The 17,893-nt window shown below is 70.0% G+C and carries 17 protein-coding genes and 1 pseudogene; 8 read left to right on the forward strand and 10 right to left on the reverse strand.

Annotation, left to right across the window (positions count from 1 at the left end; translation table 11 throughout):
* Positions 1 to 23 precede the first annotated feature (23 nt).
* Both HBH26_RS05740 and HBH26_RS05745 read right to left on the reverse strand, forming a co-directional pair.
* The gene (locus tag HBH26_RS05740; RefSeq protein ID WP_168133655.1) at positions 24 to 650 is read right to left on the reverse strand and encodes an opacity protein; all 627 of its coding nucleotides are present in this window, start codon (positions 648 to 650) and stop codon (positions 24 to 26) included.
* Between the two features lie 219 nt (positions 651 to 869).
* Positions 870 to 1,199, reverse strand: coding sequence for an HNH endonuclease (locus HBH26_RS05745; protein ID WP_338057258.1), 330 nt, complete (start codon positions 1,197 to 1,199; stop codon positions 870 to 872).
* 102 nt (positions 1,200 to 1,301) lie between these two features.
* Here HBH26_RS05745 and HBH26_RS05750 point away from each other — a divergent pair, with 102 nt between their 5' ends.
* Both HBH26_RS05750 and HBH26_RS05755 read left to right on the forward strand, forming a co-directional pair.
* The gene (locus tag HBH26_RS05750; protein WP_168133656.1) at positions 1,302 to 1,484 is read left to right on the forward strand and encodes a hypothetical protein; all 183 of its coding nucleotides are present in this window, start codon (positions 1,302 to 1,304) and stop codon (positions 1,482 to 1,484) included.
* Positions 1,481 to 1,741, forward strand: a pseudogene (locus HBH26_RS05755) (type II toxin-antitoxin system RelE/ParE family toxin); the annotation flags it as partial. The gene HBH26_RS05750 and the pseudogene HBH26_RS05755, both read left to right, overlap by 4 nt.
* A gap of 76 nt (positions 1,742 to 1,817) precedes the next feature.
* On the opposite strand, the gene HBH26_RS05760 reads toward HBH26_RS05755, so the two are convergent.
* Positions 1,818 to 2,876: a ribonucleotide-diphosphate reductase subunit beta gene (locus HBH26_RS05760; RefSeq protein WP_168133657.1), complete on the reverse strand. Its 1,059-nt coding sequence runs from the start codon at positions 2,874 to 2,876 to the stop codon at positions 1,818 to 1,820.
* 48 nt (positions 2,877 to 2,924) lie between these two features.
* Positions 2,925 to 3,140, reverse strand: coding sequence for a hypothetical protein (locus tag HBH26_RS05765; RefSeq protein WP_168133658.1), 216 nt, complete (start codon positions 3,138 to 3,140; stop codon positions 2,925 to 2,927).
* 62 nt (positions 3,141 to 3,202) lie between these two features.
* On the opposite strand from HBH26_RS05765, the gene HBH26_RS05770 reads away from it, so the two are divergent.
* On the forward strand, positions 3,203 to 3,460 hold the full coding sequence (locus tag HBH26_RS05770) for a DUF2171 domain-containing protein (protein WP_168133659.1): 258 nt from the start codon (positions 3,203 to 3,205) through the stop codon (positions 3,458 to 3,460).
* 373 nt (positions 3,461 to 3,833) lie between these two features.
* On the opposite strand, the gene HBH26_RS05775 is transcribed toward HBH26_RS05770, so the two are convergent.
* Positions 3,834 to 5,729 carry a ribonucleoside-diphosphate reductase subunit alpha gene (locus HBH26_RS05775; protein ID WP_168133660.1) on the reverse strand — a complete coding sequence of 632 codons (1,896 nt, stop codon included), beginning with the start codon at positions 5,727 to 5,729 and terminating at the stop codon, positions 3,834 to 3,836.
* Between the two features lie 470 nt (positions 5,730 to 6,199).
* Between HBH26_RS05775 and HBH26_RS20390 the strand changes: the two genes are divergently transcribed.
* Entirely contained in the window at positions 6,200 to 6,529 is a 330-nt protein-coding gene (locus tag HBH26_RS20390) for a hypothetical protein (protein WP_209308357.1), read from the forward strand.
* Here the strand turns inward: HBH26_RS20390 and HBH26_RS05785 are convergent.
* The gene (locus tag HBH26_RS05785) at positions 6,508 to 7,404 is read right to left on the reverse strand and encodes a class I SAM-dependent methyltransferase (RefSeq protein ID WP_209308358.1); all 897 of its coding nucleotides are present in this window, start codon (positions 7,402 to 7,404) and stop codon (positions 6,508 to 6,510) included. The genes HBH26_RS20390 and HBH26_RS05785 overlap by 22 nt on opposite strands.
* A gap of 44 nt (positions 7,405 to 7,448) precedes the next feature.
* Here HBH26_RS05785 and HBH26_RS05790 point away from each other — a divergent pair, with 44 nt between their 5' ends.
* From HBH26_RS05790 to HBH26_RS05805, 4 genes are all read left to right on the forward strand, one after another.
* Positions 7,449 to 8,321, forward strand: a complete 873-nt coding sequence (locus tag HBH26_RS05790) for a glycosyltransferase family 2 protein (RefSeq protein WP_209308359.1) — start codon at positions 7,449 to 7,451, stop codon at positions 8,319 to 8,321.
* On the forward strand, positions 8,300 to 9,262 hold the full coding sequence (locus tag HBH26_RS05795; protein WP_338057259.1) for a glycosyltransferase family 2 protein: 963 nt from the start codon (positions 8,300 to 8,302) through the stop codon (positions 9,260 to 9,262). Before HBH26_RS05790 ends, HBH26_RS05795 begins: the two co-directional genes overlap by 22 nt.
* Before the next feature lie 183 nt (positions 9,263 to 9,445).
* Positions 9,446 to 11,515 carry a right-handed parallel beta-helix repeat-containing protein gene (locus tag HBH26_RS05800; RefSeq protein WP_168133661.1) on the forward strand — a complete coding sequence of 690 codons (2,070 nt, stop codon included), beginning with the start codon at positions 9,446 to 9,448 and terminating at the stop codon, positions 11,513 to 11,515.
* A 136-nt stretch (positions 11,516 to 11,651) separates the two neighbouring features.
* Positions 11,652 to 12,875 (forward strand): polysaccharide pyruvyl transferase family protein, encoded by a 1,224-nt coding sequence (locus HBH26_RS05805; protein WP_168133662.1) that lies wholly within the window; start codon positions 11,652 to 11,654, stop codon positions 12,873 to 12,875.
* Positions 12,876 to 12,956: 81 nt separating this feature from the next.
* Here HBH26_RS05805 and HBH26_RS05810 read toward each other — a convergent pair whose 3' ends face one another.
* From HBH26_RS05810 to xylB, 4 genes are all read right to left on the reverse strand, one after another.
* Positions 12,957 to 13,904 (reverse strand): SMP-30/gluconolactonase/LRE family protein, encoded by a 948-nt coding sequence (locus HBH26_RS05810; RefSeq protein ID WP_168133663.1) that lies wholly within the window; start codon positions 13,902 to 13,904, stop codon positions 12,957 to 12,959.
* On the reverse strand, positions 13,904 to 14,995 hold the full coding sequence (locus tag HBH26_RS05815) for a Gfo/Idh/MocA family protein (RefSeq protein ID WP_168133664.1): 1,092 nt from the start codon (positions 14,993 to 14,995) through the stop codon (positions 13,904 to 13,906). Before HBH26_RS05815 ends, HBH26_RS05810 begins: the two co-directional genes overlap by 1 nt.
* A gap of 114 nt (positions 14,996 to 15,109) precedes the next feature.
* Positions 15,110 to 16,417 carry a xylose isomerase gene (gene xylA, locus HBH26_RS05820; protein ID WP_168133665.1) on the reverse strand — a complete coding sequence of 436 codons (1,308 nt, stop codon included), beginning with the start codon at positions 16,415 to 16,417 and terminating at the stop codon, positions 15,110 to 15,112.
* Positions 16,414 to 17,865, reverse strand: a complete 1,452-nt coding sequence (gene xylB, locus HBH26_RS05825; protein ID WP_168133666.1) for a xylulokinase — start codon at positions 17,863 to 17,865, stop codon at positions 16,414 to 16,416. Before xylB ends, xylA begins: the two co-directional genes overlap by 4 nt.
* Between the last annotated feature and the right edge of the window lie 28 nt (positions 17,866 to 17,893).

Consider the following 17,893-nt stretch of genomic DNA (forward strand, 5'->3'; position numbering starts at 1 on the left):
CGGTTCCCCTTTCGAACCGGCGATCAGAAGTGGGCGACGACGCCCAGCGTGGGCCGGAAGCTGTTCACCCAGCCCAGGCTCTGGACCTCGCCGCGCAGGCGCAGACCCGAATTGCCGGTGATGCCGCCGAGGCCGATGTCCTTCGGCCCGACCTCGAAGCCGACGCCGTAGGTGACGTCGTTATAGTCGCGGTCGGTGTTCACGCGCTTGGCGAAGTTGACCCACTGGTAGCCGACCTTGCCGTAGAACAGCCCGCTCTCGCCCGCGCGCAGGCCGAAGCGGCCGGCGGCGCCGTACTGCCAGTCGATGTCGCCCGACACGCCCTTCGCGACGTTGCCCTCGGCGCCGATGAAGAAGGCGCCCAGCGGCACGTTGGCGCCGACGATCCCTTCGACCAGCGAGCCGTTCAGCTTGTTGCGGCGATCGACGCCCGGGATGCCGGCGTCGTTGGGCTCGCTGTCGAACTGCTCCCAGCCGCCGCGGATCGCCACGTACGGCTCGATCCCGAACGCCTTCGTGCCGTCCGGCGCGGTCGCGCCCTCGCTCTCGTAGGGGGCGGGGGCCTGATCGGCCGGCATGTCCTGCGCCATGGCGGGAGCGGCGAACAGCGAAGCGGCAGCGGCGACGGCCGCCAGGGTGAGCGTACGCATAGAGGTGTTCCTTTGTCTCTCGTGATCGGCGGCGGTGCATCCTTCGCCCGGCCTTTCCGATGCGTGGCTCAATGCCGGTCGATCGCGGAGGTTGCGTCGCAACCGGACGAAAGTCGCGGAAATCCGCCATTGTTGCATCGCGGCAACGCTTTCTGTCAGCGAGATGAACAAGGCTGCCGCATTGCCGCCGCATGGCAACACCCACGCCACGCGAGCGCCTCAATCGCGCTCCCGCATGCGCCGCGTCGGGGCGTGGAAGTCGGGCGGCTTGCCCGCGACGAAGGCGCGGAAGCGCGCGAGCGCGGGGAGCTCGCGGATCGCCGCGATGCTGCCCGCCTTCGCCAGCGCGGCGTTGGACGCGGCGGCGTGGATCGCGCGGTGGCAGATCGGGTGGACCGCTACCGTTGCCGTCCCGCCCTCGCTCTTGGGCACGACATGGTGCCACTCGACACGGCTGCCCAGCGCGCGGTCGCACAGCGCGCAGGTGGAAGGCGCTCCCTCTCGCTGCGCCAGCACCGCCGCCGCGGCGAGCCCGGCCCTGCGCTTCACTCGTCCGCCCATGCCGCGCGAGATGGGGAGGGCGGGGACGTGACGGAAGAGAATGGAGGGCCGTCTTCGGACAAGGCGTGTCTTCTGCCCGCCGGAAGCGTTATGATCGGCGTGATGAGGCCGGGTGTCGATATGCACGAGAAGCTCGATGCGAACGCAGGGGCGCCCGCCGACCAGGATCTTGACGCGTTCGTGCGCGAGAAGTTGGCTCGTGGACGAGAGCAGAGCCGCGATCGCTCGACGATGATCCCGATCGAGCGAGTCTTGAGCGACCTGTCGGCTTGAACGTCAGCTTTACGCCGCAGGCTTATGACGATCTGCGCGTCATCCGGGATTGGGTGGCGGAAGGTAGCGGGAGAGCGGCCGATCGCGTCGTCGCACGCATCGTGCAGACAGCGATGATGTTCGGCCAATTTCCGCTGCTCGGCCGTGCCGGTCGGGTCGACGGGACGTGGGGATTCTCCGGCGTGCGCTTGCCTTACCTCATCGTCTGTCCGGTCGTGTCAGAAAGCGAGATCGACGTCCTGACGATCGTCCACACGCGCCGCCGTTATCCCGGCAGTGGCTGGTCGGCGTGGCCGGCACCGCCGGCCTCGCCGAATCGTCACCCGTCGCGCCTCACTCCGCCGCTACGCCCGCGCGCGAGAACATGTCGCCCTCGCCGGTGTCGGCGTCCTCGTTCGCCGGCTTCGCGCCCTTGGCCTTCTGCCGCTTGTCGAACGAATCCCATACCTCGTTCCACTGGCCCCGCGTCGCGGCCTTCGAATATTCGGTCGCGCGCGTCTCGAAGAAATTGGCGTGCTCCACGCCGTTCAAGAGCGGGGTGAGCCAGGGGATCGGGTGCTCGTCGATCATGTAGATCGGCTTCAGGCCCAGCTGGCCCATGCGCCAGTCGGCGATGAAGCGGATGTACTTCTTGATATCCTTGGGCGTCATGCCGTTCACCGGTCCCATCTCGAAGGCGAGATCGATGAAATTGTCCTCCAGCCGGATCGTCGTCTGGCACACGTCGGCGATGTCGTCCTTCACCGCCTTGGTCAGGCAGTTGCGCTCCTTGGTGAAGGTGTGGAACAGCTTGATGATACCCTCGCAATGCAGGCTCTCGTCGCGGACCGACCAGCTGACGATCTGCCCCATGCCCTTCATCTTGTTGAAGCGCGGGAAGTTCATCAGCATCGCGAAGCTGGCGAACAGCTGCACGCCTTCGGTGAAGCCGCCGAACATCGCCAGCGTGCGCGCGATGTCCTCGTCGCTGTCGACGCCGAAGTTCTGCAGATAGTCGTGCTTGTCCTTCAGCTCGCTATATTCGAGGAAGGCGCCGTACTCGCTCTCCGGCATCCCGATCGTGTCGAGCAGGTGGCTGTACGCCGCGATATGCACCGTCTCCATGTTGCTGAACGCCGTCAGCATCATCTTGATCTCGGTCGGCTTGAAGACGCGGCCGTACTTTTCGTGGTAGCAGTCCTGCACTTCCACGTCCGCCTGGGTGAAGAAGCGGAAGATCTGCGTCAGCAGGTTGCGCTCGTGGTCGCTCAGCTTCTGCGCCCAGTCGCGGCAATCCTCGCCCAGCGGCACTTCCTCGGGCAGCCAGTGGAGCTGCTGCTGGCGCTTCCAGAACTCGAACGCCCAGGGGTATTCGAACGGCTTGTACTGCTTGGAGGCGAGAAGGAGGGACATGGGGTTACTCCGCTGGAACAGGGAAGATAGGAAGGAACGGGGTAGAATTCACGGCGAGGCGCTCCACTGCCACATGGCGGCGGCGCTCATCCCCAGCACCGCGCCGCCGGACAGCGCCATGATGCCGGTCATGCGATAGGCGTAGGTGCGCCCCGGCGAGAGCGGGCGGCGCAGCTGGAACAGCATCCACGCGCCGGCCAGCGCCAGCACCGCGGCGACCGCGAACATGATCGCGCTCTCGAGTGGGAGGGTGTCGATACTCATGCTACGCATCCAATCGCCGGTCGTGTCGTTGTGGTGCCGAACCGAGCAACGGAGGAACGACGATGAGCACGCACGACCACAGCAACATCAAGGAGCACATGACCGTCGTCGGCGCCGACGGCGTCCATGTCGGCACGGTCGATCATGTCGACGGCGAGCGGATCAAGCTGACGAAGAACGATAGCCCCGCAACCGAGGACGGGCAGGGCGCCAAGCACCATTATCTTCCCGCCGGCCTGGTCGCCACGGTGGAGGGCGACACCGTCCGCCTGTCGGCGACCGCGCAGAACGCGGTCGACATGTTCGAAGAGGCGGAGTGAGGTACGGGCGGCCGCCGTCTGCCTAAGCAAACCGGGCACTCGCCGCGTCGGGCGGCGGGACCGGCCCAACCGGTCACGTCCAACGACGCGGCCCCGCGCAGAACGCGATGAAATCCCGGTCCGCCACGTGCGGGCCGGGATTTTTCGTGTCTCGCGTAAGGCGCTCGCGCTCATCTTCATCCCGTCGTCCCTGCGCGGCAGGGATCTATCGCCGTTTTCGCCGAGCGCCATCGCGCGCCGGGAGAGACATGGGCCCCTGACTTCACAAGGGTCAGATCTGGCATCGCCACGCCGTCAGACGTGACGAGCTACGCTCGTCCCGCTGCCCGCCGTGGCGTCTCCGCCTTTGCTGGCACAAAGCCGGTGCGCCCGCTCACTGGCACGCCAGGCATTCGTCGTAGTCCGTCGTCTCGCCGAACGCGAACTTCGGCTTCTCGATCGTGTTGTCGCTCTCCACCCCGCCGGCGAAGCCCGCGCGCTGCACGCTCTTCGAGCGCAGATAGTAGAGCGACTTGATGCCCAGTTCCCACGCGCGGAAGTGGAGCATGAGGAGGTCCCACTTCTCCACGTCCGCGGGGATGAACAGGTTCAGCGACTGCGCCTGGTCGATGAAGGGCGCGCGGTCGCCGGCCAGCTCCAGCAGCCAGCGCTGGTCGATCTCGAACGAGGTCTTGAAGCAGTCCTTCTCCTCCTGCGACAGGAAGTCGAGGTGCTGCACCGACCCGCCGTGCTCCAGGATCGAGTTCCACACCGCGTCGGAATTCTTCGACTTCTCGACCAGCAGCCGCTCCAGGTACGGGTTCTTGACCGCGAACGAACCCGACAGCGTCTTGTGCGTGTAGATGTTGGCCGGGATCGGCTCGATGCAGGCGCTCGTGCCGCCGCAGATGATGCTGATCGACGCGGTCGGCGCGATCGCCATCTTGCAGGAAAACCGCTCCATCGCACCGATCTCCGCCGCGTCGGGGCAGGGCCCGCGCTCGTGCGCCAGCAGCATCGACGCTTCGTTCGCCTGCGCCGCGATGTGCCGGAACATGCGCAGGTTCCAGCTCTTCGCCATCGCCCCCTCGAACGCGATCCCGCGCGCCTGGAGGAACGAGTGGAAGCCCATCACGCCCAGGCCGACGGAGCGCTCGCGCGCCGCGCTATAGGCCGCGCGCTCCATCCCCGGCTCATGCCGGTCGATGTAATCCTGCAGCACGTTGTCGAGGAAGCGCATCACGTCCTCGACGAAGCCCTTCTCGTCCTTCCACTCGTCCCACGTCTCCAGGTTGAGCGAGGAGAGGCAGCACACCGCGGTGCGGTCGTTGCCCAGGTGGTCCTTGCCGGTCGGCAGCGTGATCTCGCTGCACAGGTTCGACGTCGACACCTTCAGCCCCAGCTCGCGGTGGTGGCGCGGCATGTTCCGGTTCACGTGGTCGGCGAAGACGATGTACGGCTCGCCGGTGGCCAGCCGCGTCTCGACCAGCTTCTGGAACAGCGCGCGCGCGTCCACCGTGCCGCGCGCCGACTGGTCCTTGGGGCTGCGCAGCGTCCATTCCGCGCCGTCGCGCACCGCCTCCATGAAGGCGTCGGGGATCAGCACGCCGTGGTGCAGGTTCAGCGCCTTGCGGTTGAAATCGCCCGAGGGCTTGCGGATCTCCAGGAACTCCTCGATCTCGGGATGCGAGATGTCGAGGTAGCAGGCGGCCGAGCCGCGGCGCAGCGACCCCTGGCTGATCGCGAGGGTCAGCGAGTCCATGACGCGCACGAAGGGGATGATCCCGCTGGTCTTGCCGTTCAGGCCCACCGGCTCGCCGATGCCGCGCACGTTGCCCCAGTAGGTGCCGATGCCGCCGCCACGGCTGGCCAGCCACACGTTCTCGTTCCAGGTGTCGACGATGCCGTTCAGGCTGTCGGGCACCGAATTGAGGTAGCAGGAGATCGGCAGGCCGCGCCCGGTGCCGCCGTTCGACAGCACCGGCGTCGCCGGCATGAACCACAGCTTCGAGATATAGTCGTACAGCCGCTGCGCGTGCGCCGCGTCGTCGGCGTAGGCGCTGGCGACGCGGACGAACAGGTCCTGGTAGCTCTCGCCCGGCAGCAGGTAGCGGTCCTTCAGCGTCTCCTTGCCGAAGTCGGTCAGCAGCGCGTCGCGGCCGTGGTCCACCTCCAGCGCGAAGGGGCGGCGCGCGCCATCGGGCGCGTCGACGCCCGTCGCGCTCCCCGTCGTCTCCGCGGTCATCGTCTCGCTGGTCATGGCTTCGCTGCCCGTGTTGCTGAAATCCATCGCCGCGGCGCTCCTCAAACGTTCTCAATCGGTTCCGAATCGCGGCCGCTTTGCGCACCCTACACGGGTCTGCCGCCCGGCAGAACAAAAAGCGACCATCGAGGCCGGGCGAACCCGCGGCAGCGACCGCGTCGGCGTGGTCACGCCGCGCTGTCCGCTACCACAATTTGGGTCCGCCCCCGAACCAACCGCTACAGATTGTGCAAAACCGCAGCGGCAAGCAAGAGCGTATCCGGCCCTTTCACCATTCGGTTCGCCGCACCCGCGCCGCGGCTCGTCAGGCACGTCTACGGCGACGCGCGGACTTCCGCGGGCTGCGCGATATGCAAGGGAACAGGGCGCGAACGAAAATATTTCGCGGTGGATCGATCCGCCTGCCGGGCGATGGGTCCGAACCGGATGCGGTCCGCCACCCGCCGCATCATCCTGGCGCTACCTGCCTCCGCTTTCCATCCACGGGAGGCGACATCATGGCGAAGCGATCGAGCGGGATCCGGTTGACGAAGAAGCAGGCGCGCATCGTCCTGGGCATGGTGGCGCGGGGCGACCGCAACCATGACGTCGCGGCCTGGTACGGCGTCAACCAGGGGCGCATCGCGGAGGTGAAGAAGGGCGAGTACGGCACGCTCGATCCCGCGCCCGAGGCCGACCTGCCGCCCTCCGGCCCGCCGGGCGTGAAGGGCCGTCGCCTGCGGGCTGCGGTGCGCAGCGCGGTGGCGCTGCTGGCGGGCGGCGACGCGGGCAGCGCCCTCACCGCGCTCAACACCGCCTGCGTCGACTATGACGCGGACGAGCGGTAGCGCCGGTCGGGTCCGGCGGGATAGTCGCCGGGTCGCTCCAGTGCGCGGCGGCACGGCGGGATCCATTGCAGCCGCGGCGGGCCGTCGTGCTCCTTCAGCCACACGAACCAGGCGTAGCCGGTCGCCGTGGTCGCCTTCGCGTCCAGCCGGCCCTTCACCATCGGCACGCGCTCGACGAACTGCGCGAAGCGCGCCGGTGGACGCTCGCGGAAGATGCCATGGTAACGGCCCGCGCTCTCGAGGAAGACGGTGCGCGCCAGGATGGCGACGCCGCGGCGCGCGACCTGCAACGATCGCGACACGAATTCCTCCGCCAGCCGGAAGGGCGGGTTCGTGATCACCCAATCGACCTGCCCCACCTCCACCGGGTGGACGACGAAGTCGCGCACCTCGCCGAAACCGTAGTCGTGGGCGTCGGCGGCGCGGACCTCGGCGAAATACTCACGCAGCACCCGCGCCATGTGCCCCGCCCCGCAGGCGGGTTCGAGGCAGGTCATCGCACGCGTCTCGCCGGGGATCACGTGCTCCATCAGCGCCCGCGTGGCCCAGGGCGGGGTCGGGAAATCGTCCGGACTGTCGGCCGGCTCTACCCGCTGCGCCATCACGGCGTGGGAAGTGTTCTGCATCGTCGCGCCCCCGCTGATCGCACCCTGCTGGCCGCCGCAGGATAGGGGCGCGAGGCCCGCGGGGGAACGGGCGCGCCGCTCCTCCTGCCGGGGACTCGAATCCGCTCGCCGCATGGCGGGCCGGAACAGGACGCTGGACACGCCGTCCGCCGCTCGGCAGACCGGCGCGCAGGCGGACAGGGCGGGCAGGGCGGAGACGAGGATGCGGAACCCGGCGGGGCAGGAGCCCGGCAGCGCGCACCGGCGCATGCCCGATGCCGCGCGTCCGCCGTGCCGCCGGGGACGCGCCGCGCATGGATGATCGCGTCAGCATCGTCGTTCCGCACTACGACGACCTCGACCGGCTGGACCTGTGCCTCGCGTCGCTGGCGGCGCAGACGCTGCCGCGCGAGCGGGTGGAGATCGTCGTGGCGGACAATGGCTCGCCGTGCGGGGAGGCCGTGCTGCGCGACCGCATCGCCGGGCGCGCCGCGCTGACGATCTGCCGCGATCGCGGCGCCGGGCCGGCGCGCAACGCGGGCGTCGCCGCGTCGCGCCACCCGCTGCTCGCCTTCATCGACAGCGACTGCGTGGCGGCACCGGGCTGGCTGGCGGGCGGGGTGGCGGCGCTGGCGCGCGCGGACCTCGTCGGCGGACGCGTCGACGTGTCGGTGCGCGCGCCCGGCCGGCGTAGCGGGGCGGAGGCGTTCGAGCAGGTCTTCGCCTTCGACAACCGCCGCTATGTCGAGCAGCTGCACTTCAGCGTCACCGCCAACCTGTTCACCCGCCGTGCGGTGTTCGACGCGGTCGGCGGGTTCCGGACCGAGGTGGCGGAGGACCTCGACTGGTGCCGCCGCGCCGTCGCGGCGGGCTATCGGCTCGCCTACGCCGACGATGCCGCCATCCGGCATCCCGCCCGTGCCGACTGGGCGGAACTCAAGCGCAAGTGGCAGCGCCTCCAGCGCGAGGCGCATGCGACGACGCTCGAGCGGCGCGGCGGCGGCGTGCGCTGGCTGGCGCGCAGCTGGGGGCTGCCGCCGTCGATCCTGCTCCACGCGCCGCGGGTCTGGCGCGCCGCCACGCTGGACAATCGTGTCGAGCGGTGGCGCGCGCTGGCGACGCTGGCGCGGTTGCGGCTGTGGCGCTTCGCCGACGCGCACCGGTTGTGGCTGGGACGATCGCGGTGACGAGCGGCGCGCCCGTTCACGTGGCCGTCTGCCTGGTCGGCTTCCGCAACCCCGGCGACATCGCCGGCGCGCTGGCGGCGCTGGCGCGCTCGACGCACGCCGATTTCGACGTGGTCGTGTGCGAGAACGGCGGCGCGGCGCATCGCGACGCGCTCGCGCGCCAGGTCGGCGGCGCGCTGCCGGGCGGGCAGGGGGTGGAGGTGCTGCCCTTCGATGGCAATTCGGGCTACGCCGGCGGCAACAACCGCTGCATCGCCGCCCGCCCGGACGCGGGCGCGTGGTGGATCGTCAATCCCGATGCGCGCCCGGCACCCGACGCCATGGCGCTGCTCCTCGCCGCGCTGGCGGACGGGCGTGCCGACGCGGTGGGCGGCACGCTGCTGGGCGACGACGGACGGGTGCAGGCCTATGGCGGCCGGTGGGAGCCGCGGATCGCGCGCGCGGTCTCGATCGGCAAGGGCGAGCGCTTCGATCCGGCGGCGGCGCCCGAGGCGGCGGCGCTCGACTATATTCTCGGCGCCTCGCTGATGGTCACGCCGCATTTCCTTCTCGTCGCCGGGCCGATGCGCGACGATTACTTCCTCTACGGCGAGGAAGTGGAATGGTGCCTGCGCGCCCGGGCCCGCGGGCTGCGGCTGGGGATCGAGCCGCGCGCGGTGATCGCGCACGCGCAGGGGACGACCACCGGCGACGGCGGCGCCTTCTCGCGCCGGCCGCGGCTGCCGGTCTACCTCGACCAGCGCAACAAGGTGCTGATCCTGCGCGACACCGGCGCCTCGATGCCGTGGCTGCGCGCGCTCGGCAGCCTGGCTGCGCTGGCGGCGCGGTCGGCGCGCCATCGCGGCTGGCGGCAGTTCGGCTACGGCGTGGCGGGCTGGATCGACGGGCTGCGCGGACGCCGCGGCATCCCGGGCTGGCTGCCGCCCTCGTCCGACGCCTGACACGCCCGCCCGCGTCGGCGATCCCTTCGACCAAGGTCTCAGCCTCCGCGCCCGGTAAGTCGGGGGTTTCGCGCGCGTTAACCCACTTCGACAGGCACGGCGCAACGGCCTGCCCCGTAATTGTGGCTGCGACGAAAGCGCGGTTTTCCCCCTCCCGCGCTACCCAGGCAAGGATCGCGGTTCGTGGCCAACTATTCCGTAAACACTGTCGGGCAGCTGACGGCAGCCCTCGCCCGTGCGAAGTCCGGCGACACCGTTACCGTCGCGTCCGGCACCTATTCGAACGTCAAGATCAGCAACCTGAAGATTGCCGGAAACGTGACGATCGTGTCGGCGGACGCGGACAAGCCCGCCGTCTTCACCGACCTTTCGGTGAAGAACAGCAGCGGGCTGACGTTCCGCGACCTGGACTTCGCGTCGAATGGCAAGATGTACGGCTTCCAGGTGAACAACTCGTCGAACATCGTGCTGGACAAGCTGCACGTCCACGGCTCGCTCGACGGCGACGTCAGCAACGACACGGGCCTGATGATGGTGCGCGGCAGCTCGAACGTCGCCGTCACCAATTCGGAGTTCCAGCAGGCCTGGCTCGGCCTGTCGTTCCTCGACAACGACGGCCTGACAGTCACCGGCAACAACTTCCACGACATCCGCACCGACGCCGTGCGCGGCGCGGGCACGTCCAACGTCGTCATCTCGAACAACTATTTTACCGACTTCTATCCCCGCTGGGGCAACAGCTCCGCCGACGGCGACCATCCCGACGCGATCCAGCTGTGGACGGCGGGCGAGACGGAGAGCGCGCGCAACATCACGATCACCGACAATGTCATCGTGCGCGGCAACGGCGATCCGATGCAGGGCATCTTCGTGACCGATCAGATGGGGAACCTGCCCTACCAGAACGTGACCGTCACCGGCAACACGATCGTCGGCGGCATGGGCAACGGTATCGCCGTCATGAGCGCCAACGACGTGACCATCGCGAACAACAATGTGATCGCGATCGACGGACAGAAATCGAATATCCGCGTCGACAAGCTCACCAATGCAACCGTGACCGACAACGAGGCGACCGGCTTCATCTACACGGCATCGCCGACGGTGGTGAAGAAGGGCAACGTGCTGGCGGAGGCGATCAGCGCCGACGTCGGCAAGGCGTTCGCGATGCAGCTGGGCGGGCTGGGCAAGGCGGCCGGGGCAGCGAGCTTGAACGTCAGCCTGCGCGCGGTGCTGGCCGACGCCGACCTGACGGTGTCCCCCTCCGCGCTGGCGTCGAAGCATGCCGGCGGGATGGCGAGCCGCGCCGACGTGCTGGTCGCGCAGATGGTGAAGCTGCTCGGCTACGTCGACGAGCCGGGCGAGCGCACCTTCGCCGAACAGCTGGTGACGGGCACGGCGGGCGACGATCGCCTGTCCGCCACCGCCGTCGGCAACAGCCGGGTCGAGGGCGGCGCGGGCGACGACGTGCTGACCGGCGGGACCGCCAACAGCCACACGCTGGTCGGCGGGGCGGGCGACGACACCTATGTCATCCGTGCCGCGGTCAACACGATCGTCGAGACCGCGAACGGCGGCAGCGACACCGTCAACGCCTATATCGACTACACGCTGGGCGCGCATGTGGAGAACCTGCGGCTCCTCGCCACGGGGCTGACCGGCACGGGCAACGAGCTGAACAACGTCATGACGGGTTCGGCCGGCAACGACATCCTGTTCGGCATGGCCGGCAACGACACGCTGCGCGGCGGCGAGGGCAACGACCGGCTGGATGGCGGCGCGGGCGACGACAGCCTGCGCGGCGACGCGGGCAACGACTGGCTCAACGGGGGCGACGGCAACGACACGCTGAGCGGCGGCGAGGGCGACGACATCCTGATCGGCGGCGCGGGCAAGGACGTCCTCGAAGGCGGCGCGGGCATGGACACGATGACCGGCGGCGCGGGGGCCGACATCTTCCGCTTCCGTCCGTCGGACGTGGCGGCCGGCGGGCGCGACGTCATCACCGACTTCCAGCGCGGCACCGACAAGATCGAGCTGAGCCTCATCGACGCCAAGGCGGGAACGGCCGCCAACGACGCCTTCTCCTTCATCGGCACCGCGGCCTTCTCGAAGAAGGCGGGCGAGCTCAGGTTCGAGAAGGTGGGCGGCGACAGCATCGTCCACGCCGACACCAACGGCGACGGAGTGGCCGACTTCTCGATCGTGCTGAAGGGGATCGGCGCGCTGGCGGCGAACGACTTCACGCTCTGACCGTCGCGCCGCACACGCGACACCGACGCCGCCCCCGGTTGCGACCGGCGGGCGGCGTCTCTACAAGCGCCGTTCCTTCCCGGGCAGGCCGCAATGGCCGCCCCTCCCGCACCCCCGCCCTGGAGACGCGACAGCGATGACCGCGACGCCGACGCCGCACGACCCGTCCCCCGCCGCTGCCGCCGGGGGGGTGCCCGTGCGGATCGGCCTGCTGTTCCACTCGCTCACCTCGGGCAATCTGGGTGTCGGTGCGCTGACGCTGGCGAACATGGCGATCGCCGAGAAGGCGGCGCGCGCGGCGGGGCTGGACCCCACCTTCGTCTCGATCGGCATGGACGATCGCGACGCGCCGGAACTGGGCGGCGGACGCGTCGCGACGGTGACGATCAACTCCCGCTCGCTGGTGTCGCCCGGCGGCCTGTGGCGCGCGTTCGGCGGGGTGGACGCGGTGCTCGACATCAGCGGCGGCGACAGCTTCGCCGACATCTACCATCCGCGCCGCTTCTTCTTCGTGTGGTCGACGAAGCTGATGGTGCTGGCGCGGCGCGTGCCGCTGATCCTGCCGCCGATGACGATCGGGCCGTTCGAACAGGCGAAGTACCGCAAGCTCGCGGGCTTCATCATGACTCGCGCGCGCGCCACCGTCGCACGCGATCCGCAATCCTTCGCGGTGGCGCGGCGGCTCGCCCCGCGCGCCACGGTGGCGCAGGCGGCGGACGTGGCGTTCGAGCTGCCGTACGACAGCCGCGCGGCGGAGCGGGGCGGCGCGACGCTGCGCGTCGGCGTCAACGCCTCGGGCCTGCTGTTCCACGAGGCGGAGACGGGCAGCAACCGCTTCGGCCTGTCGATCGACTATGCCGCCTACACCCGCCGCCTGATCGAGGCGCTGATAGCGCGCGGCGCGCAGGTGCACATCGTCACGCACTGCTACACGAGGAAGCAGCCGCAGGACGACGACAGCCGCCGTCCCGACCTGCTCGCCAGGGAATATCCGCAGGCCATCCGCGTGCCCGACTTTCCCGATCCGGTCGCGGCGAAGAGCTACATCTCGTCGCTCGACTTCCTCGTCGCCGGACGGATGCACGCCTGCATCGGCGCCTATTCCTCCGGCACGCCGGTGGTGCCCGTCGCCTACAGCCGCAAGTTCGGCGGGCTGTTCGGCATGCTGGGCTACGACACGATGATCCCGGTCACGGGCATGACCGACGACGAGGCGCTGGCCTTCACGCTCGACGCGCTGGACCGGCGAGGGGAACTCGCCGCGAAGGAGGCCGAGGGCATGACGCGCGTGTCGGCGATGCTGGACAGTTACCGCGACATCCTCGGCGACCTGTTCCGCGACCTGAAGGCGCGGCGGTGATCGCGCTCCCGCGAAGGCGGGAGCCCAGGGTCTGATGCGCCGCATGCGTGGCTCCGGGCTCCCGCCTTCGCGGGACCGCGATCACCGCCGCATCGCCACGCGCAGGATGCGGTCGTCCGCGGCCAGGTACATCGCGCCGGGCGCGAAGGCGACGTTGGCCATCGGCCGGTCGTGGCGGATGCGGCCGAGCGATCGCGCCTGCGCGTCGAGGATGACGATCCCGCCCGGCGCGCTGCAGAACAGCAGGCCGTGCGCCGCCTTCATCCCGTCGGGCAGCCCAGGGCCCGGCCAGCCGCTGGCGTCCAGGAAGACGCGGCGGTTCGTCGCGCGGCCGTCCTTCCAGTCGTAGCACCAGATCCGCGGCGCGGCCTCGTTGCTCTCCGCCACGTAGAGCCGGCCGTGCGCCAGCGCGATGCCGTTGGGGCGCGACAGCGTGCCGTCGAGCAGGGTCACGCCGCCGTCCGGCGTCACGCGGTAGACGCCGTTGTGCTCCAGCTCCTTCAGCGGGGAGGCGTCGCCCCCGGTCAGGCCGTAGGGCGGGTCGGTGAACAGGATCGCGCCGTCGGCGTCGACGACCAGGTCGTTGGGGCTGTTGAGGCGCTTGCCCCCGAAGCAGTCCGCCAATGTCGTCACCGCGCGCGTGGCGGGATCGACCGCGATGATCGCGCGCAACCCGCTGTGCGCCGCCAGCACGCGCCCGCGCGCGTCGCTGGCGAGGCCGTTGGTGCCGCCCTCGCGCACCAGCTGCGCATCGAGACCCGGCGGGGCGGGGAGGAACAGCGACACGCCGTCCCGCGGCGACCAGCGGCGGGTGATGCCCGCGGGCGGATCGGAGAAAAGCAGGTGGTCGCCCATCCACAGCGGCCCCTCCGCCCAGCGGATGCCGCTCGCCACCGTCTCGAACGCCGGCGCCGCGGGAAACAGCCGGTCGAGCGCCCGCGAGCGGCGTTCGAAGCGGGGCAGGGCAGGAGCTGCCGCCGCGACCAGCGCGCCGGCCGTGCCCGCGAGCAGCGTGCGGCGGCCGATCATCACAGCGTCACCCGCCGCCCCTCGCGCGCGGAGCGATAGATCGCCTCGATGATGCGCAGGTCCTGCAACCCCTCCTTGCCGGAGACGATCGGCTCGCGGTCGGCGAGGATGCATTCGGACAGATGGTCCAGCTGCCCCGCGAACTGCGTGGACCGCGGGCCGGGCGGGGGCGTCACCTCGCGGTCGCGGCCGTTCTTGCCGGTCCACATCTTCTGCCCCTCGTATCCGGTGGCGGGCTCCAGCTCGATCCGTCCTTCCGTCCCGGCAAGGAAGATGCGGTTCTGACTGGCGGAGTACATCGTCTGGCACCCCGCCATCGCGCCGGAGGGAAACTCCATCGTCCAGGCGAGCAGGTCCTCCACCGTGCGGAACCGCGGATCGCGGCGGTCCGTGCTCTCCGTGGCGGAGACGGCGACCGGCTCCTCCCCGGTCATGTAGCGCGCGGCCTGGAGCGCGTAGATGCCGATATCCATCAGCGATCCCCCGCCCGATCGCGCCCGGTCGAGCCGCCAGACCGAGGGATCGCGCATGACGAAGCCGTGCTCGGACCGGACGTAACGGATCTTCCCCGCCGCGCCGCTCCTCGCCAGCCGGATCGCTTCCATGTTGTGCGGCTGGAAGCGGCTGCGATAGCCGATCATCAGCTTGCGGTTCGCGCGCGCGCACGCCGCGATCATCTGCTCGCACTCCGCCGCGGAAACCGCCATCGGCTTCTCGCACATCACGTGCTTGCCCGCCTTGGCCGCGCGGATCGTGTACTCGGCGTGCATCGAATTGGGCAGGATGACGTAGACGATGTCCACGTCCTTGTTATCGGCGATGCGGTCGAACGTCGTATAGTCGTAGATGCCGCTTTCCGGCACGCCGTATTTCCTCGCCCATTCCGTCGCCTTGGCGCGGTCGCCGCTGACCAGCGCGGTGACGCGGCTGGTCGAGCAATTCGCGAACTCGGGCAGGATGCGCCCGGCATAACCGCCCAGGCCGACGATGGCGTAGCCCAGCTTGCGCCGCGGCTGCGCGAGGGCGGGAGCGCCGAGGGTGAGGGCGGCGGCGCCTGCCACCAAAGAGCGTCGGTCGATCGTGCCCGTCATTCTCACCTCCCATCGCATTCGTCATCCCGGCGCAGGCCGCAGATCCAGAGCCAGACGATGCAACGCTCGTGCGACAACTCTGGACCCCAGCCCGCGCGGGTGGAAAGAAGGGTATCAGATGAAGCGGTTGACGATATTCTCGATCCGCTCCTGCTTGCCCGACCGCGGGCGGGGATCGATCGCGCGCTCGACCGCCAGGTCGGCGATGCCGGCCAGGTCGCTCGCGCGCACCTCGCGCCCGAACTCGCCCTGCCATCCGGCGTAGCGCTCCGCCTTGATCGCATCCAGCCGGCCGTCTTCGATCAGGGCGGCGGCGTTCAGCAGGCCTTTCGCCACCACGTCGATGCCGCCGATATGGCCGTGGAACAGGTCCTCCGCGTCGATCGACTGGCGCCGCACCTTCGCGTCGAAGTTGAAGCCGCCGGTGGTGAACCCGCCCGCCCGCACGATTTCCAGCATGGCGAGCGTCAGCTCTTCCACCGAATTGGGGAATTGGTCGGTGTCCCACCCGTTCTGCGGGTCGCCGCGGTTCGCGTCGATCGAACCGAAGATGCCGAGCGCGCCCGCGGTCGCGATCTCGTGCTCGAAGGTGTGGCCGGCCAGCGTCGCATGGTTCGCCTCGATGTTGACGCGCACCTCGTCTTCCAGGCCGTAGCGCTTCAGGAAGCCGTACACGGTGGCGGTATCGAAGTCGTACTGGTGCTTGGTGGGCTCGTGCGGCTTGGGCTCGATCAGGATCGTGCCGGTGAAGCCGATCTTGTGCTTGTGCTCGACCACCTTCGTCAGGAACGCGCCGAAATTGTCGAGCTCCGTCTTCATGTCGGTGTTCGCCAGCGTCTCATAGCCCTCGCGACCGCCCCACAGCACGTAGTTCGCGCCGCCCAGCCGATGCGTCGCCTCCAATGCGTCGCGCACCTGCATCGCGGCGAAGGCGTAGACCTCGGGATCGGGATTGGTCGCCGCGCCCGCGGCGAAGCGCGGGTGCGAGAAGGCGTTGGCGGTGCCCCACAGCAGCTTGCGTCCGGTCGACGCCTGCAATTGCTCCAGATGGTCGACCGCCTCGGCGAGATAGCGGCGATGCTCCGCGACCGAGTTCGCCTCCGCCATCACGTCCACGTCGTGGAAGCAGTAGAAGGGGATGTCGAGCTTCTGGAAGAAGTCGAACGCAACCTCGCGCTTGGCCTTCGCCGCCGCGCTGTCGTTCGCGCCGCGGTGCCACGGGCGATCGAACGTGCCCGCGCCGAACACGTCGCTGCCCGGCCAGCAGAAGGTGTGCCAGAAGCAGGCGGCGAAGCGTAGATGGTCCTCCATCCGCTTGCCCAGCACGACCCGGTCCTTGTCGTACCAGCGATAGGCCAGCTCGTTGGTGCTGTCCGCACCCTCGTACTTGATCGTCGGAATCGCGGCGAAATAGTCGGTCATGCTCGGGTCCTGTTCGGCGTGATGCGGGGATAGGCGTCGACGAAGCGGGCGCGCTTGGGCGCGAGCCGCTCGGCGAGGAGGGGGTCGGCGGCGATCGTGTGGCTGACGGGCGGGGGAACGCAGACGTCCGCGGGGGCGCCGCCGTCGACGGCGATCTGCGCCAGCCGCGCGGCGCCCAGCGCCGGGCCGACCTCGCCACCGGAAAGATAGACCAGCTCGACGCCCAGCGCCGCCGCGATCGTCTGCCCCCAGTAGCGCGAGCGCGCGCCGCCGCCGATCACGGACAGTCGATTGACCGTCGTCCCGGCGTCGCGCAGCGCGTCGAGGCCGTCGGCCAATGCGAACGCCACGCCTTCCAGCACCGCCTGCGCCAGCCGCTCGGGCGAGGTGTCGTGGTCGAGGCCGAGGAAGCCGCCGCGCACCTCGGCGTCGTTATGCGGCGTCCGCTCGCCGGAAAGATAGGGGAGGAAGATCTCCGGCCCGCTCGCCGGCCCCGCCGCCTCCGCGCGCGCGAACAGCTCGGCCGCGCCCGCCGCGCCGGTCAGCCGCGCGACCCAGTCGATGCAGGCGGCGGCGGACAGGTGGACGCTCATCTGGTGCCACAGGCCGGGCAGGCAGTGGCAGAAGGCGTGGACCGCGCGCGCCGGATTGGGACGGAAGTCCTTCGTCGCGACGAAGATGACACCCGACGTGCCGAGCGACAGCAGCGCGTCGCCGTCCGTCACCACGCCCACGCCCGCGGCGCCCGCGGCGTTGTCGCCGCCGCCGCCCGCCACCGGCACGCCCGCCATGCCCCACGCCTCCGCCACCTCGGCACGCAGCGTGCCGGTGACGGCGACGCCCTCCACCGCGCGCGGCATCTGCGCGCGGGACAGCCCGGTGGCGGCGAGCAGCGCGTCGCTCCAGTCGCGCTTCGCGACGTCGAGCCACAAGGTGCCCGCCGCGTCGGACACGTCGCTCGCCTTCTCGCCCGTCATCCGCAGGCGGACGTGATCCTTGGGCAGCAGCACGGTGCGGACCTTCGCGAAGGTCTCCGGCTCGTGCCGCCGCACCCACGCCAGCTTGGGCGCGGTGAAGCCCGGCATGACGAGGTTCCCGGCAATGCCGCGGAAGTCCGCCGCCGCGTCCAGCTCCGCGCACTCGGCGTGGCTGCGCCCGTCGTTCCACAGGATCGCGGGACGCAGCGGGCGGTCGTCCTCGCCCAGCAGCGTCGCGCCGTGCATCTGCCCCGCCACGCCCACGCCGCGCACCGCGCGCCGCACGTCGGCGGGCAGCGCGCGCACCGCGGCGTCGGTCGCCTGCCACCAGGCATCGGCATCCTGCTCGGACCACAAGGGGTGCGGTCGCTGCACCGTCAGCGCCGCGACGCCCTGCGCCACGACGGCGCCGCGCTCGTCGAGCACCACCGCCTTCACGCCCGACGTGCCGATATCGATGCCGAGGAACATCGGGTCAGTCCCTCTCGGCCGTGGTACA

The organism is Sphingomonas corticis (assembly GCF_012035195.1).
Classification (GTDB): domain Bacteria; phylum Pseudomonadota; class Alphaproteobacteria; order Sphingomonadales; family Sphingomonadaceae; genus Sphingomonas; species Sphingomonas corticis.